The organism is Actibacterium sp. D185-2, from assembly GCF_054954595.1.
The window spans coordinates 80,619-96,907 of record NZ_JBPWNX010000003.1; the positions used below are offsets into that span (position 1 = coordinate 80,619).

Here is a 16,289-nt window from a genome sequence, read left to right on the forward strand (position 1 = left end):
CCCCTGAGGTTGTGCGAATGCACGAAAAACTGTCTGTTTGGGAACTATTTGGTATTCGACGCGGCGCCACGACAGGAAAACGCCTGTACCGGCACGGTCCATTTGGCCACTGTCGCCATTTGCAAATGGCATGATCGAATTCAGCCGGGAAGCGGCGGTTGCCTTTGGGTCGGAGGACCGCCTTGATCCCGGCACCGGCCAGGATATCACGGCACCGGTCGAGAGCGCCCGATCTTCCGTGTATGTATTCGAAGATCGCTATCTCAGCCTGTCTGCGTGTTTCCCACGATCTGTGCGAAATCAACTCGGCCTTTCAGCCCGCTGGTCAGGGCGGTACGCACCGCAGCATTGCGGAATTCATCCGCCCGTGGTCACGCGCGCGCCCGGGGGGCTGACGCCCTTCTCAGACCTTCTTCACCAGCTTGATCAGCACCAGCAGGATCACCGCCCCGATTGTGGAATGCACGATCGCGTCGAAAATCCCGCCCTCCAGTTTCAGTCCGATCCGGGGGAACAGGAACCCTGCGACGACCGCGCCGACGATGCCGATGGCGATGTTGCCCAGCAGGCCAAAGCCATAGCCCTTGACGATCAGCCCGGCCAGCCAGCCGGCAATCGCGCCGACGAACAGCATTGCTATGACGCTTTCGATACCCATGCTCTCGACACCCATGATGACCTCCGAAGGGTTGATATTCCGGCCCGCTGCCGCCGCCCCGATGCTAGAGGTGTGCCAGTGTTCTGCAAGCCGTTTTTCGAATTTGCAGACCGGGGTCAGCCCCGGATCGCCTCCAGCATCACATGCACATTGTCGGGATCCGCATCCGGCGTGATCCCGTGACCGAGGTTGAAGATATGCGGCTCCCCGGAAAACGCCCGCACGATCCGCTTGGTTTCGGCGACCAGCGCCGGGCCGCCGGTCACCATGTGGCCGGGCGCCAGATTGCCCTGTACGCAGCCATCCACCTGCACATGCTCGGCCGCCCAGTCCGCCGAAACTGAATTGTCCAGCGCCACGCAATCAGCCCCGGTCGCGCGGGCGAACCCGATGTAATTCTCGCCCGCCTCGCGCGGGAAGGCGATGACCGGAATGCCGGGGTGGCGGGCCTTCAGCGCGGCGATGATTTCCTTTGCCGGTTCCAGCGCATAGCGGTGAAAGGCATCGCCTTTCAGCGACCCGGCCCAGCTGTCGAACAGCTTGACCACCTCGGCCCCGGCTGTGATCTGGGCGGACAGATACTCGATGGTCGCCGCCGTGATCCGCGCCAGCAGCCCCTCGAACGTGGCGCGGTCCTCTTGCATCAGTTTATGCGCGGGGCCCTGATCGGGGGTGCCGCGCCCGGCGATCATATAGGTGGCCACGGTCCAGGGCGCGCCGGCAAAGCCGATCAGCGCGGTCTCGGGCGGCAGCGCGCCGGTCAGGATGCGCAGGGTTTCATAGATCGGCGACAGGGTTTCGTGGATGCCCTCGACCGGCTTCAGCGCGGCCAGATCGGCGGCGCTGGTGATGGTGGACAGGCGCGGCCCCTCGCCGGTGACGAACCACAGATCGGCGCCAAGGGCCTGCGGCACCAGCAGGATATCAGCAAACAGGATCGCGGCGTCGAAGCCGTAGCGGCGGATCGGCTGCAGCGTGACCTCGGCCGCCAGCTCGGGATTGTAGCACAGCGACAGGAAATCCCCGGCCTGCGCCCGGGTGGCGCGATACTCGGGCAGATAGCGCCCCGCCTGCCGCATCATCCAGACCGGCGGCACCGCCTGCGTTTCCCCAGCCAGCGCGCGCATCAGTTTTTTGGTTTCCGCCATCGTCTTCCCCGTTTATTGGTGCCCGCGGTCGTCCCCCGCCTGCGCGCTCATGTCAAGGGCGGCGCACGTTGTCAGGACGACGTGACGCGATTAAAGGTAGGCCCATGGCAGTTCAACTCCCTTCCCCCGCTTCGCCGCTGAAGATCGGCACCCGCGGCTCGCCGCTGGCGCTGGCCCAGGCCCACGAGACGCGCGACCGGCTGGCCGCCGCGTTTGATCTGCCGGAGGCTGCGTTCGAGATCGTGGTGATCAAGACCACCGGCGACAAGGTGCAGGACCGCGCGCTGAAAGAGATCGGCGGCAAGGGCCTGTTCACGAAAGAGATCGAGGAGGACATGCTGTCGGGCGCCATCGACATCGCGGTGCATTCGATGAAGGACATGCCGGTCGACCAGCCGGCCGGGCTGCTGCTGGACTGCTACCTGCCGCGCGAGGATGTGCGCGATGCGTTCGTGTCGCCCTCGGTGGCGAAGCTGGCCGATCTGGCACCGGGCGCGGTGGTCGGCACCTCCAGCCTGCGCCGCCGTGCGCAGCTGCTGACCTATCGCCCCGATCTGCAGGTGGTCGAGTTTCGCGGCAATGTGCAGACAAGGCTGAAAAAGCTGGCCGACGGCGTTGCCGTGGCCACCTTTCTGGCGATGGCCGGGCTGAACCGGTTGGGCCGGGCGGATGTGGCGCAATCGGCGATCGAGCCCGAAGAGATGCTGCCCGCAGTGGCCCAGGGCGCCATCGGGATCGAGCGCCGGGCGGATGACAACCGCGCCGCGGCGATGCTGGAGGCAATCCACGACACCGCCACCGGACAGCGGCTGGCCGCCGAGCGGGCGTTCCTGGCGGCACTGGACGGATCGTGCGAGACGCCCATCGGCGGGCTGGCCGAACTGGACGGCGGCAGCTTGCGCCTGCGCGGCGAAATCCTGCGCCCGGATGGCAGCGAGCGGCTGGCCGATAGTGCGACCGGCGCAATCGCGGACGGCGCCGAGATGGGTCGCGCCTTGGCCGAGGCGCTGAAGGCGCGGGCGGGTGCCGGTTTTTTCGACTGGTAACCGTTTCCAAATAGCGGCCCGTTCCGGGCCATTCCTTTGGTTGGCGCCCTGACGGGCGCGGCCTCCGGCGGGGATATTTTCGCGAAAAAGAAGCCCTGATCTTCTTCTCGGTCCAAATACTCAAAATTGCGCGACCTCAGCGGGGCCGCAGCGTTCCGGGATGAGCGGACGCCTGTTCGATCGATCGTGTCGGAGCGATTGAAATCACCGGTTTGTCGGCGCACCATCGGGCAAATGCCGCTTTTGGGCCAGAGCGGGCGCAGGTCTGCCCTAAGCTGGCCGGAAACACCGGAAACAGGAGTATGGCCGATGTCGAACGACCCGCTGTTGCAGCCGTATCAGTTGAAGCACCTGACCCTGAAGAACCGGGTCATGTCGACGGCGCATGAGCCCGCCTATTCCGAAAACGGGATGCCGACGGACCGGTATCGCCGCTATCATGTCGAAAAGGCCAGGGGCGGCATTGCGCTGACCATGACGGCGGGCTCTGCGGTGGTGTCGCCCGACAGCCCCGAGGCCTTCGGCAATCTTCTGGCCTATAAGGACGAAATCGTGCCCTGGCTGCGCGCGCTGAGCGACGAGTGCCACGAATACGACACGGCGGTGATGATTCAGCTGACCCATCTGGGATGGCGCACAAACTGGAACAAGGGCGACTGGCTGCCGGTTCTGGCGCCCTCGGCGATGCGCGAGCCCGCCCACCGCGCCTTTGCCAAGGAGATGGAGGCGTGGGATTTCACCCGCATCGTCGCCGATTTCGCCGCCGCCGCGCAGCGGATGCAGGCCGCCGGGCTGGACGGGATCGAGTTGGAGGCCTACGGCCATCTGCTGGATGCGTTCTGGTCGCCCTATCAGAACCGGCGCGACGATGTCTGGGGCGGATCGCTGGACAACCGGCTGCGCTTTACCTGGGCGGTGATCGATGCGGTGCGCGCGGCGGTGGGTCCCGATTTCATCGTCGGCTTGCGGATGGTTGCGGACGAGCAGTTCGACAAGGGGATCAGCCGGGACGAGGGCGTCGAGATCGCCAGGCGCATCGCGGACAGCGGCAAGGTCGATTTCATCAACCTGATCCGGGGGCGCATTGCCACGGATGCCGAACTGACCGGCGTGATCCCGGTACAGGGCATGGCCAGCGCGCCGCATCTGGATTTCGCGGGGCAGGTGCGGGCGGCCACGGGGCTGCCGATGTTCCATGCGGCCAAAATCCCGGATGTGGCGACGGCACGCCATGCGGTGGCCGCGGGCAAGCTGGACATGGTCGGCATGACCCGGGCCCATATCGCCGATCCGCATATCGTGCGAAAGGTTGCGGCGGGTCACGAGGACCGCATTCGCCCCTGTGTCGGTGCCACCTATTGTCTGGACCGCATCTATGAGGGCGGCGAGGCGCTGTGCATCCACAACGCCGCCACCGGGCGCGAGGCCCGGTTGCCCCATGAGATCCCGCGCAGCGACGCATCGAAAAAGGTGGTTGTGGTGGGGGCCGGGCCGGCGGGGCTGGAGGCGGCGCGCGTCGCCGCCGAGCGCGGGCATGAGGTGCTGGTGATGGAAGCGGCCGACCGCGCCGGCGGGCAGGTGACGCTGCTGGCCGCCAACACCCGGCGGCGCGAGATGATCGGCATCGTCGACTGGCGCCTGGCCGAACTGGCGCGGCTGGGCGTCGGGGTCCGTTATAACCTTTATGCCGAAGAGGGGGACGTACTGGCCGAAAATCCCGATATGGTGGTGATCGCCACAGGCGGGCTGCCGCAGCCGCCCGAGATGGCCGGGCATGACCTGACCGTATCAAGTTGGGACATCCTGTCGGGCGCGGTGAAACCGGCGGGGCGGGTTCTGGTCTATGACGACAATGGCGGCCATCCCGGGATGAGTGCGGCCGAGGTGATCGCCCGCGCCGGGGCCGGGCTGGAACTGATCAGCCCGGAACGTTTTCTGGCCCCCGAAATGGGCGGCATGAACCATGCGCCCTATATGAAAGCGCTTCAGGAGGCGGGCGCGCGGATCACCATCAACACCCGGGTCACCGCCGTGCGGCGCGCGGGCAACGCGCTGGTGGTGACCCTTGGATCGGATTTCGCACCGGGCTGGTCGGACGAGCGGCGGGTGGACCAGCTGGTGGTCGAACATGGCACCCTTGCGCTGGACGAGCTGTATCACGCGCTCAAGCCGCACAGCCGCAATCTTGGTGCGGTGTCTTACGGGGCACTGGTCGGCGACGGGCCCCTGTTTCCGCAGGTCAATCCGGCCGGGGCGTTCACCCTGTACCGGATCGGTGACGCGGTGGCCTCGCGCAATATCCATGCGGGGATTTATGACGCGCTGCGGTTCGGAATGCGCTGGTAGCGCGTCCGGGGCGTCAGTCGGCGCGGTCGATCAGGTCCAGCACGAAGGGGCCCATATCCGCGACAATCAGCGAAACGCCGCGGGCGCTGGGGTGGATGCCGTCGGGCTGCATATAGGTCTGCATCGTGCCCTCACGTTCGGCCTTGTCAGTGATTGCCGACAGGAAGCTGATATAATGCAGTGTGCCATATTCCTGTGCCAGTTCCGGGAAGATCGCGTCGAATGCCTGCTGATAATCCGGCCCGTAATTGCCCGGCGCGGCGATACCGACCAGCAATATCGGCACGCCCTTGTCCTGTGCCGCGCGCAGGATCCCTTCCAGGTTGGCGCGGCTGACCGCGGGGTCGATGCCGCGCAGCACGTCATTGCCGCCCAGCGCCACGATCAGCGCGTCCACATCGTCGGTCAGGGTCCAGCCGATGCGCGACAGCCCGCCCGCCGTGGTGTCACCCGACACGCCCGCGTTGACCAGCACCGCATCGGCGCCGTGGTCGGTCAGCCAGGTCTCCAGCTGCGGGACGAAGCCGTCCTCCTGCGGCAGGCCATAGCCCTGGGTCAGGCTGTCGCCCAGCGCGGCGATGGTCACCGGATCGGCAAGGGCCGGGGAAGACAGCAAAATCACTGCGGCAAAGGCCTGTGCAAGCTTGCACAGCCCGGCCCGTGCCCCATATCCAAAGGACGTGCCCACAGACAGAAAGCCCGCCATGGATGCGCCGATCCTTTCCCTGAGTGACGTGAGCCTGACCTTGCGCGGCAATGCCGGTGCGGTTGAAATCCTGCACGGGGTCACGCTGAATGTGGCGCGGGGGGAAACGCTGGGGCTGATCGGGCCGTCCGGGTCGGGCAAGTCTTCTCTCCTCATGCTCATGGGCGGGCTGGAGCGCGCAAGTTCCGGCAAGGTGCTGGCGCTGGGCCATGACCTTACTGATATGAACGAAGATGCGCTGGCAAGGTTCCGCAGAAATCATATGGGTGTGGTGTTTCAGTCTTTCCACCTGATCCCGACCATGACCGCGCTGGAAAATGTCGCCACGCCGCTGGAACTGGCCGGGGCGCGCGATGCGTTCGACCGCGCCGCCGATGAATTGCGGGCGGTCGGGCTGGGCGCGCGGATGGATCACTATCCCAGCCAGATGTCGGGCGGCGAGCAGCAGCGTGTGGCCCTGGCCCGCGCCGCCGCGCCGCGCCCGGATATCCTGCTGGCCGACGAACCCACAGGCAATCTGGACGGAGCCAATGGCGCGGCGATCATGGATCTGCTGTTCGGGCTGCGCGACCGCCATGGCGCGACGCTGGTTCTGGTCACCCATGCCGCCGATCTGGCGGCGCGCTGCGACCGGGTGGTGCGGCTGCGCGACGGACGTGTGGACCGCGCGCAATGGGCGGCGGAATGAGCCTGCCCATTGCCGCCCGCATCGCCCGGCGCGAGTTGCGCGGCGGCCTGCGCGGGTTCCGCGTCTTTCTGGCCTGTCTGGCGCTGGGCGTGGCGGCGATTGCGGCGGTGGGGTCGGTGCGCGTCGGAATCGAAGAGGGGCTGCGCGCCAATGGCGCGGTGCTGCTGGGCGGCGATGCGCAGATGTCCTTTACCTATCGCTATGCCAGCGCCGGTGAAAAGGCGTGGATGGCGCAGCGGGCCACACAGGTGTCCGAACTGGTCGATTTCCGCTCGATGGCGGTGGTGCCCCGCGACGGCGGGGTCGAGCGCGCGCTGACCCAGGTCAAGGGGGTGGATGACCTTTACCCGCTTTACGGCAGGGTCGAGCTGGACCCGGCGATGCCGCTGGACCGGGCGCTGGCCGGGGACGGCATCGTGATGGCGCGGGTGCTGGCCGACCGGCTGGGCCTTGCGCCCGGCGATGCGGTGCGGCTGGGCACCAAGGATTTCATCTTGTCGGCCCTGCTGATCCGCGCGCCCGACGATGCGGCGGGGGGCTTTGGCCTTGGCCCGCCCAGCATCGTGCGCACCGCCGCGCTGGCGGGGGCGGGGCTGCTGGCGCCGGGCACACTGTTCGACACCCAATACCGCATGGCCCTGCCCGCCGGTGCCGATCTGGCCGCGCTGGAGCGCGAGGCCGAACAGATGTTCCGCGACAGCGGGATGCGCTGGCTGGACAGCCGCAATGCGGCCCCCGGCATGACCCGGTTCGTGGACCGGATCGGGGCGTTTCTGGTGCTGGTCGGGCTGGCCGGGCTGGCGGTGGGCGGCATCGGCGTGTCATCGGCGGTGCGGGCCTATCTGGACGGCAAGACCGGGGTCATCGCCACGCTGAAGACATTGGGTGCCGAGGGGCGGACCATCTTTGCCGCCTATCTGATCCAGATCGGGGCGCTGGCCGCGCTGGGCATCGCGATCGGGCTGGTGCTGGGCGCGCTGGCGCCGCTGGTTCTGGCACCGCTGATCCAGGCGAAACTGCCGCTTCCGGCCGAACTGGGCCTGCGCGCGGGTCCGCTGGCCGAGGCCGCGCTTTATGGCGCGTTGACCGCGCTTTTGTTCACGCTCTGGCCGCTGGCGCGCACCGGCCATGTGCGCGCAGCCGCGCTGTTTCGCGATGTCGCCGGGGCGCAACGGGTCTGGCCGGGCTGGCGCGTGGTGCTGGCCACCGGGGGGCTGGCGGCGGCGCTGATCGGGGCGGCGGCGCTGTTGTCGGGGGTGCCGAAGCTGGCGCTGTGGGCGGCGGCAGGCATCATCGCGGCGCTGCTGGTTCTGGCGTTGGCGGCGCAGGCGGTGCGCTGGCTGGCGCGGCGCGGCGCGCGGGCGCGCTGGGTGCGCGGGCACACCGCGCTGCGGCTGTCGCTGGGCGCGGTCGGCGGGCCGGGGGGCGAGGCGCGGTCGGTCGTGCTGTCGCTGGGGCTGGGCCTGTCGGTGCTGGCGGCGGTCGGTCAGATCGACGCCAATCTGAAAAACGCGATTGCGGATGAGCTGCCGCAGGTCGCGCCGTCGTATTTCGTGGTCGATATCCAGCCCGACCAGTTGTCGGGTTTTCTGGACCGGGTGCAAAACGATCCGGGCGTCAGCCGGGTGCAGACCGCACCGATGCTGCGCGGCATCATCACCCGGATCAATGGCCGCCCCGCGCGCGAGGTGGCGGGCGATCACTGGGTACTGAGCAGCGACCGGGGCGTGACCGCCTCGGCCACACCGCCCGCCGATACGGTGATCACCGAAGGCCAGTGGTGGCCCGAGGATTACGCAGGTCCGCCGCAGGTCAGCTTTGCCGATGAAGAGGCGCGCGAGATGGGGCTGGTGCTGGGCGACGAGATCACCGTGAATATCCTGGGCCGCGACATTGCGGCCACCATCACCAGTTTCCGGGTGGTGGATTTTTCCACCGCCGGGATCGGCTTTGTGATGTCGATGGATCCCGCCGCGCTGCAAGGCGCGCCTTATACCTCGATCGCCACGATCTATGCCGACGAGGCGGCCGAGGCGCCGCTGCTGCGCGATCTGGCGGCGGCCTATCCCAATATCACCGCAATCCGGGTGCGCGATGCGATCGACCGGGTGGCCGCGGTGTTGGGCGGGCTGGCCGCCGCGATCACATACGGCGCGATGGCGACGCTGGTCACCGGCCTGTTCGTGCTGATCGGCGCGGCGGCGGCAGGGGAACGCGCGCGGGTGTTCGAGGCGGCGGTGCTGAAAACCGTCGGCGCGGTGCGCGGGCAGGTGCTGGCCTATTTCGCGCTGCGCTCGGCCATGCTGGGGGCGGCGGCGGGGGTGGTGGCGGTGTTCGCGGGCGGCGTGGCGGGCTGGGCGGTGATGCGCTTCGTGATGGAGGGCGACTATGTGTTCGAGCCGGTCTCGGCGGCGCTGATCGTCCTTGGCGGAGTGCTGGCGACGTTACTGGCCGGGCTGGGCTTTGCCTGGCGGCCTCTGTCGTCGCGCCCGGCGCGGGTGCTGCGCGCACGGGAATGACAGTTCAGCCCCGGGCGCGGGTGCGGGCCACGATCAGGGGCAGGATCAGGCTCAGGAACAGCAGGCGGAATACATGATGCGCGGCCACATAGGCCGGGTTGGCATCCAGCAGCGCCGACATCGCCATCATCGTTTCCAGCCCGCCCGGCGCGAAAGCGATCAGTGCGGTGACGATCGGCAGACCGAACACGCGCGCGACCAGCATCGCGGCGGCCAGCGCGATCAGGGCGGAAAACCCCGTCAGAACCGATGTCGCCCCGAGCGAGCGCAGCACCATGCGGAAACTGATCCCGGTGAACCGTGTTCCGATCAGCGCCCCCATGATCACGAAGGCCGGTATCGACAGCACCCGCGGCATGGCCCCGTCGGTGATCGACGCACCATGCGCGATCGCGGAAACGGTCATGCCCGCCAGCAACAGTGCGGCAGGCACCTTCAGGCGCTGAAAGGCCAGCCCCAGCAGCACCGCCAGCACCGCCAGCGCGCCGAGTGCGGACAGGGGCATGACATGCGTGATCGGGCGCATCGCGGGCATCGGGTGATCGGACAGAAGCGGCGCGATGAACGGCACCAGCAGGGTCAGGGCCAGCACCCGCATGGTCTGAATCATCGACACGCTGGCCAGATCGGCCTTCACCTCGGCCGACAGGCTCATGACAAAGCTCAGATGGCCCGGTGTGGCGGCCAGCAGCGCCGACATTCTGTCCATCCCGAACAGTGCGCGCAACAGCGCGGCCCCGCCCAGAAAGATCACCAGAACCGACAGCGCCAGCATCGTCAGGCTGCCCGGCCATTTCGCGGCGGTGGCCACGGCCTCGGGGGTGACGGCGGTGCCCATGTTCAGGCCGATCAGCAGGAAAACTCCATCGCGCAGCCGGTCGGGGATGGGGGCCTGAAACCCCAGCAGCGCGCTGAGGGTGACGCAAAAGGCCGGCCCGGTCAGGAACGGGGCCGGAATGCCCAGCCAGACGGCCAGTGCCGCTCCGGCCGCGCCGATTGCAAGGGTGCGCAGGGTGATCAACATGCGCGAACGCGCCTTTTGCCCGTGGAACCTGCCCAGCATCCGCCGCAGCGCAGAAAAGTCAATGCCGCCCGTGGCTGCGCATTTTTGCGAAAGTTCGGGCGCCCGTCAATCGCGCCAGATCGGGTTCGACCAGGCCCGCCGCCCGGCGCGGTCGGTCACGGTGACCCGGACCCAGGGCGAATTGGCGAAGCGGTCCAGCGGGATGCGCGCCTTGGTCATCGAATTACCATGCAGCGCCTGCGCCGCCGATCCCTGGCCCTGCACGATCACGGCGGCGGCGGCGGAACACTCCACCTCGATATTGCGGCCCGACAGGCGGATATCGCGCAGCTCTGGGCCCTGGCTGGAATAGAAATGCCCGGCTTTCAGCGCCTCGACCAGCGCGTCGGGCGCGTTCGCCGCGGCCTTGACCATGACCCAGCCGCCGAAATGGTCGGGCTCTGAAAAATGCGCGTCGTCGGTGGCGATCAGGTTCAGCGGCCGGCCCTCGGACAGCAGCAGGTCCAGCGTGTGAAATCCGTCGGGCCGATCACAGCCGATGGCGCAGCCGTGGTTATAAACCTCGACCGCGTGGGCCGCATCGATGCTGCGTGCGTCGTCCAGCGTCAGGCCGGACCACTGCGGATGGGCGATGGCGACATAGGCGCCGGCCTCGGCACATCGGCGCGCGATCTCGGGGCCGCTCTCCTGGCCTGCGACGGGCAGGAAATGCGGCGCGTGGCCGGGGGCGAAATCCGCGGGCAGACCCACGGCCACGATATGCCACAGCTCGCCGTTCTGCATCGCGCCGGAATGAACCTCGGCCCCCAGAATGGTGGTGAAGTCGTCGTCGCGGAACGCGGTCGTGTCGGTGATCGGATAGTCATACATGCCGATGAAATGATCGGTCAGCGCGATGAAGTCATAGCCTTCGTCGCGATAGCGTTTGCACACCTCCTCGGCGGGCAGCACCCCGTCGGAACGGTCGGAATGGGTGTGCAGGTTGCCGCGATAGAACGCGCCGGGGGCGGTGAAGAAACTGGTGGGCATAAAGCGGTCCTTATTTGCGTTTCCCCGCTTTTGGCGGCGGATCGTGAAGAGTTCGTGACAGTCTTGCGCCACCCCGCCGCAATCGCCAATAAAACCGCCATGGTTGATCTGAGCACCCTTCAGGCGAAACTGGCCGCGCAGGACTGGGCCGGGGCCGAGCGTCTGCTGCGCCGTGCCGCGCAGGACCGGCGCGCGCCGGCGCAGGTGTTCTATAATCTGGGCAAGGTGCTGGAGGCCGCCGGCAAGCCGCAGCAATCGGGGCCGTGGTATCGCAAGGCGGTGGCGGGCGATCCCGCCTATGCGCTGGCGTGGTTCGAGTTGGGGCGCTGGGCGGTGGCGGCGGATGATCTGGCGCTGGCCGAAAAGGCGTTTGCGAAAGCGGTCGATCTGGCCCCCGAAGACGCCGATGCCTGGCGCAATCTGGGCCGGGTCCGGTTGCGGCTGGGCCAATGGGCGGCGGCCCGCATCGCCTGGGCCCGTTTCGCGGATGGCGAGGCGCGGTCGGCACTGTACCGCATCGCGGCCGAACTGGGCGAGGATGTGCAGGACCTTCAGCGCGGTCTGCTGGCCGATCCGGCCCTGCGGCCAGAGGCGATGAAGGCGTTGACGCGGGTGGCGCGGGGCCGCGTGCCGCTGCGGTTTCCAAAGCTCTAGTTCAGCACATAGCCTTCGCCCGCCGCTTGCGATGCACGGGTAAAGAACACCTGACAGGCGCGCTGCTGGGTCTCGTTCTCGAACCCGTTATGCCGGGCGCTGGCGCATTTGAACATGAAGGGCGAGGGCAGGCCGAATTCAGCGGTGCAGGCGATTTCCTCCAGCCCGGACGGATAGGCGCTCATCATCCAGCCGACACATTGCGCGCGGCGCTGGGCCAGCGGATCGGCCGCACCGGCCGATGCCTGACCTGCGGCGATGGCAAATATGCTGATGATGACGGCCCGGATCATGCGACCCCCTTTGACACAAAAGTGTTACAAAGAGGGCACGTCTGTAAAGCCCTAGTGCCGGAACTTGCGGCGATAGACGCCGGTCTCGCTGTGCAATGCCTCTTGAATCGCGCGGCTTTCAGCGATTTCGCCTGTTTTCAGGGCAGAGGTTTCAAGCGTGACGGGCGCGCGCGGGATTGGGACGATCTGCGCCACCGGCGTGCCCCTGGGCAGCGTGCCGGTGAACCCCGGATCGGTCCACAGTGCAGGAAAATGCACATAGCCCAGCCGGAACAGATCGCAATCCACCACGCCCGACAGGGTCTGAAACGGCAGATCGGCACGGTTGAACGGATGGGTGAATAGCAGCGATGTGCCCTCGGGCGCCTCCAGCGTCCAGAAGTTGGTGAACTTGAGCACCATCTGCCCATTCAGGGCAATCGGCATCCCCGTGGCCTGTTCGGGGGCATGAAGCCCGACCGGCGCGCGGGTGATCGGCGCATCGGGGATGATCGGCGGATCCCAGTCCCACGAAATCTCTCCCCCGGCGATATGCAGGTCGGTCGCCAGCGGAATCATCAGCCCCAGCGACAGCGCGTCGATGAAGGGCGGGCAGTGTTTCAGCGTGCGCACCGGCGCGCCGCCCAGGGTTTCGGCGGCCACCTCGGACGGCATGTCGCGCAGCCAGTCGGGCAGGGCCTTGGCCGCAGGCACCGGTTTCGGCAGCAGCGGTTCCAGCAGGGGGTGACAGCGGGCGGTGATTTTCATGGCGGCAGCTTAGTCGCGCTCTTCCTTGCGGAGAAGGAAAGTATGCGCCAGCGTGGCCGAAACCGTCAGCAGGATGATCACCGTGCCAACCGCGTTGATCATCGGCGGGTGGCCGTTGGGGTTGCGCGCCATCGCCCCGATCTCGGTCGCGAAGGTGCACGACCCGCCCTTGGCGAACATCGTGGTGTTGTAGTTTTCCATCGACGACAGAAAGGCGATGACGGCAGACGACGCCAGCGCCGGCACCAGAAACGGCAGGGTGATCCGGGTGAACACGCGCCAGGGCGTGGCGCCCAGATCAAGCGCGGCTTCCTCCAACTCGACCGGCTGTCGCTGAAGTCGCGCCATCAGCAGCAGCATCGGAAAGCCCGCGATGAAGGTCACCTGCGCCATGACGATGGTGAACAGCCCCGCATTGACGCCCAGCCGGTTCCAGAACACCAGCGCCGACAGGCCCAGCACGATCCCCGGCGCCAGCATCGGCGACAGCAGCACCCACCACAGCAACCCGTTCGCGCGGCTGCGCCAGCGGGTCAGGAACACCGCCCCCGCCAGCCCCAGGATCAGCGCCAGCGGCACCACCGCCCCCGCCACCCGCAGCGAATTGCCGAAGCACCCCACGAACCGGCCGCGATCCAGCGCCCGCAGCACCGGGTCGGCGCGCATCGTTGTGTCGTCCATCCAGAAGAACGCATACCACTTACCCGTCAGCCCCTGCCAGTCGGTGACCGAAGGCGGCGAGATATCGTTGAACGAGGTGATGATCATCAGCAGCAGCGGCGCGAACATGAAGATCAGGAACGCGCCCATATACAGGTTGAGCAGCCGGTTGGAGGTCATTGCACCCTCGCGAAATCTTTGAGCCGCGTGCGCATCGCCCACATGAACAGCCCCACCAGCGCGAAACAGACCAGCGTATAGGCAAAGGAATAGGCCGCGCCGACGTTGGAATTCTCGCTCTCGAAGAACTTGTTATAGATCGTCTGGCTGAACCATTCCGCCTGCAGGCCCCGGCTGATGATCCGCGGCACCGAAAACGCGCCCGCGGCCAGCATGAAGGTGGCGATGCAGCCCACCGCGATGCCGGGTTTCGAATGCGGCATGATCACCCGCCAATGCACCCGCCAGGCGCGCGCGCCCAGATCCTTGGCCGCCTCGATCTGGTTGCGGTCCAGCGTCGACATCACGTTGAAGATCGGGAACACCATGAACAGCACATAGGTATAGACGATCACCACGAAGATCGTGCCAGGCAGCCGCTTGAACTGAACCGGCTCGGAAATCGCGCCGGCCCATGTCAGCAGACCGTTCAGCAGGCCCTGATTGTCGATGATCGCGGTCCAGGCATAGATCCGCATCAGTTCGACAATGGCATAGGGGATGACAAGGCCCAGAAACAGCCATGTCGCGCGTTCGGGCGCGGTGGCCAGCGCCACCTTGTAGGCCACCGGGTAGCACATCACCAGCGCCAGCGCCGTGGCCATGACCGCAAAGGACAGGGTGCGCGTCAGGGTGATCAGGCCCAGCCGCTTATACACCTCGCCGTCCTTCTCGAACCGCAGGCCCAGCAGCGCATAAAACTTGTTGGACAGTTCCGCATCCTCGATCGCGCGTTGTTCGGGCGACAGCGGGATCATCGTCGCGCCCAGCAGGATCCGGAAATTCGACAACGTCAGGTTCGATCCGCGTGCCTCTTCCGCCAGCAACCGTTTGTAAAGGACATCGGCCAGACCGGCGATTTCGCGCGCGTCTGCCATCTGGGTGCTGATCGGGTCGGTGTCGCGGACGCTGAGCAGCGGCAGGCCGAACAGTTCGTCCAGCCAGACGCTGTCGCCACTGCCGCGCACCATTGATACATGGGTGCTGGCGCGGTCGCATTGCAGGATATAGGGCCGGGTGGCGGCACCCGTCACACGGCCCATCGACGGCACGCTCATTCCGCCGGAGGACGGCACCGCCATGCCAGAGGCCGACGGAATAGCCATGCCGCCCCCGGTTTGCGGTGCCGCGGCGGGGGTGTCGTAATTCTTCAGCACGCTGATGCAGGTCTCGGCGTCGCGTGTCAGCGCCCCGGCGATCGAACTGTCGAGCTGCCGCTTGGGCGCGGTCACCGCGCGTTCCAGCATCGTGAGCTGCGGCAGGATGATCAGCAACAGCCCCCAGATCAGGATCGCCGCCACGAAAACCCCGACCAGGCCCCGACCATATCCGCGCAGCAGATCCTTCATTGCGCGGCCATTTCGCGCCCGGTGCGGGCCAGCGGCCCCTCGGGCAGAACCAGGGCACTGTCGCAGGTGAACCCGATGCGGGTTTCCGTGTCGGGCGCAATCATCGGCACCGCGCCGGTGTTGGTCAGATGCATCGCCACCGGCTGGGCGCTATCGTCGGACCGCATTTGCAGGTTGATGAACGCGCCTTCCAGATCGCGCCGTTCCAGCCGCGCGTTCAGAAGATTGCCATACGGAATCTCCCGGTCCGGCAGTGCGAAGCCCACATTTTCGGGCCGCACGAACAGGATCGCCGCGTCGCCGGGGCGCAGGCCGCGCGGGTTGCGGCCCAGCATCCGCCCGGCGGGCGTGTCAATATAGGCCATCTCGCCGTCCAGTGCCGCGACGCGGCCGGGAAACTGGTTGACCTCGCCCACAAAGGACGCGGCGAAGGCGGTGGCGGGATGCGAATAAATCTCGTCGCCGGTGCCGACCTGCTCGATCCGGCCCTCGTTCATCACGGCGATGCGGTCCGACATGGTCAGCGCCTCGCCCTGGTCATGGGTGATATAGATGAAGGTCACGCCGGTCTGTTTCTGGATCGCCCGCAGCTCGGCGCGCATATGCTGGCGCAGCTTCAGGTCCAGCGCCGACAGCGGCTCGTCCAGCAACAGCACCGACGGCTCCACCGCCAGGGCGCGGGCGATGGCGACGCGCTGGCGCTGACCGCCGGACAGTTCGGTCGGCTTCTTGTCGGCCTGATCGTGCAGCGCGACCAGATCCAGCAATTCCTCGGCCTTGGCCCGGCGCGCCCGGCGCGACATGCCCCGCGCCTCCAGCCCGAAGGCCACGTTGTCACGCACGGTCATCAGCGGAAACAGCGCAAGGTTCTGAAAGATCAGGGCGGTGGGGCGCGCGTTGGGCGCAAGGCCGCGCTGGTCCGCATCCCCGATCAGGATGCGGCCCTTGCTGGGTTCGACAAAGCCCGACACGGCACGCAGGATCGTCGTCTTGCCGCAGCCCGACGGCCCGAGAATGGAAAAGAACTCGCCCGCGCCGACGGTCAGATCGGTCGGGTGCACGGCGGTAAACCCGTTCGGATAGGTGATGGAAACCCCGTCCAGCGTGACGTCCTTGCCGTGCATGTTTTTCATCTTTCCCCAAATAGTCCTGCCGGAAGGCACCCGCCTGTGGCGGGCGGCCCGGCGCAATACCGGGGCCCCC

The 16,289-nt window shown here is 67.1% G+C and carries 15 protein-coding genes; 5 read left to right on the forward strand and 10 right to left on the reverse strand.

The annotated features are described in order from the left end of the window. Positions 1-403: 403 nt before the first annotated feature. Positions 404-673: a GlsB/YeaQ/YmgE family stress response membrane protein gene (locus ACSR1C_RS07065; protein WP_460258875.1), complete on the reverse strand. Its 270-nt coding sequence runs from the start codon at positions 671-673 to the stop codon at positions 404-406. A 101-nt stretch (positions 674-774) separates the two neighbouring features. After that, the gene (gene hemE, locus ACSR1C_RS07070; RefSeq protein WP_460258874.1) at positions 775-1,806 is read right to left on the reverse strand and encodes a uroporphyrinogen decarboxylase; all 1,032 of its coding nucleotides are present in this window, start codon (positions 1,804-1,806) and stop codon (positions 775-777) included. Between the two features lie 104 nt (positions 1,807-1,910). On the opposite strand from hemE, the gene hemC reads away from it, so the two are divergent. Both hemC and ACSR1C_RS07080 read left to right on the forward strand, forming a co-directional pair. Continuing rightward, positions 1,911-2,852 carry a hydroxymethylbilane synthase gene (hemC, locus tag ACSR1C_RS07075; protein WP_460258873.1) on the forward strand — a complete coding sequence of 314 codons (942 nt, stop codon included), beginning with the start codon at positions 1,911-1,913 and terminating at the stop codon, positions 2,850-2,852. Positions 2,853-3,161: 309 nt separating this feature from the next. Then, a complete protein-coding gene (locus ACSR1C_RS07080; RefSeq protein WP_460258872.1) occupies positions 3,162-5,198 on the forward strand; it encodes an FAD-dependent oxidoreductase in 2,037 nt (678 codons plus the stop codon). 13 nt (positions 5,199-5,211) lie between these two features. Here ACSR1C_RS07080 and ACSR1C_RS07085 read toward each other — a convergent pair whose 3' ends face one another. Beyond that, positions 5,212-5,904: an arylesterase gene (locus ACSR1C_RS07085; RefSeq protein WP_460258871.1), complete on the reverse strand. Its 693-nt coding sequence runs from the start codon at positions 5,902-5,904 to the stop codon at positions 5,212-5,214. Between ACSR1C_RS07085 and ACSR1C_RS07090 the strand changes: the two genes are divergently transcribed. Both ACSR1C_RS07090 and ACSR1C_RS07095 read left to right on the forward strand, forming a co-directional pair. Beyond that, positions 5,903-6,592, forward strand: coding sequence for an ABC transporter ATP-binding protein (locus tag ACSR1C_RS07090; protein WP_460258870.1), 690 nt, complete (start codon positions 5,903-5,905; stop codon positions 6,590-6,592). The genes ACSR1C_RS07085 and ACSR1C_RS07090 overlap by 2 nt on opposite strands. Next, complete coding sequence (locus ACSR1C_RS07095) at positions 6,589-9,111, forward strand: ABC transporter permease (protein ID WP_460258869.1); 2,523 nt, start codon at positions 6,589-6,591, stop codon at positions 9,109-9,111. The genes ACSR1C_RS07090 and ACSR1C_RS07095 overlap by 4 nt, the downstream gene beginning before the upstream one ends. Before the next feature lie 4 nt (positions 9,112-9,115). On the opposite strand, the gene ACSR1C_RS07100 is transcribed toward ACSR1C_RS07095, so the two are convergent. After that, the gene (locus tag ACSR1C_RS07100) at positions 9,116-10,135 is read right to left on the reverse strand and encodes an AbrB family transcriptional regulator (protein WP_460258868.1); all 1,020 of its coding nucleotides are present in this window, start codon (positions 10,133-10,135) and stop codon (positions 9,116-9,118) included. Positions 10,136-10,240: 105 nt separating this feature from the next. After that, positions 10,241-11,164, reverse strand: a complete 924-nt coding sequence (locus ACSR1C_RS07105; protein WP_460258867.1) for a PHP domain-containing protein — start codon at positions 11,162-11,164, stop codon at positions 10,241-10,243. Between the two features lie 99 nt (positions 11,165-11,263). Between ACSR1C_RS07105 and ACSR1C_RS07110 the strand changes: the two genes are divergently transcribed. Continuing rightward, on the forward strand, positions 11,264-11,818 hold the full coding sequence (locus ACSR1C_RS07110) for a tetratricopeptide repeat protein (RefSeq protein ID WP_460258866.1): 555 nt from the start codon (positions 11,264-11,266) through the stop codon (positions 11,816-11,818). Here the strand turns inward: ACSR1C_RS07110 and ACSR1C_RS07115 are convergent. The 5 genes from ACSR1C_RS07115 to ACSR1C_RS07135 are packed head-to-tail and all read right to left on the reverse strand — an operon-like array spanning position 11,815 to position 16,210. Beyond that, positions 11,815-12,111: a hypothetical protein gene (locus tag ACSR1C_RS07115; protein WP_460258865.1), complete on the reverse strand. Its 297-nt coding sequence runs from the start codon at positions 12,109-12,111 to the stop codon at positions 11,815-11,817. The two genes, ACSR1C_RS07110 and ACSR1C_RS07115, sit on opposite strands and share 4 nt — an antisense overlap. A 51-nt stretch (positions 12,112-12,162) precedes the next feature. Continuing rightward, complete coding sequence (locus ACSR1C_RS07120) at positions 12,163-12,858, reverse strand: hypothetical protein (protein WP_460258864.1); 696 nt, start codon at positions 12,856-12,858, stop codon at positions 12,163-12,165. A gap of 9 nt (positions 12,859-12,867) precedes the next feature. Next, positions 12,868-13,698, reverse strand: a complete 831-nt coding sequence (locus tag ACSR1C_RS07125) for an ABC transporter permease (RefSeq protein ID WP_460258863.1) — start codon at positions 13,696-13,698, stop codon at positions 12,868-12,870. Next, positions 13,695-15,086 (reverse strand): ABC transporter permease, encoded by a 1,392-nt coding sequence (locus tag ACSR1C_RS07130; RefSeq protein ID WP_460258862.1) that lies wholly within the window; start codon positions 15,084-15,086, stop codon positions 13,695-13,697. Before ACSR1C_RS07130 ends, ACSR1C_RS07125 begins: the two co-directional genes overlap by 4 nt. Beyond that, positions 15,083-16,210, reverse strand: a complete 1,128-nt coding sequence (locus ACSR1C_RS07135; RefSeq protein ID WP_460258861.1) for an ABC transporter ATP-binding protein — start codon at positions 16,208-16,210, stop codon at positions 15,083-15,085. The genes ACSR1C_RS07130 and ACSR1C_RS07135 overlap by 4 nt, the downstream gene beginning before the upstream one ends. Positions 16,211-16,289: the final 79 nt, after the last annotated feature.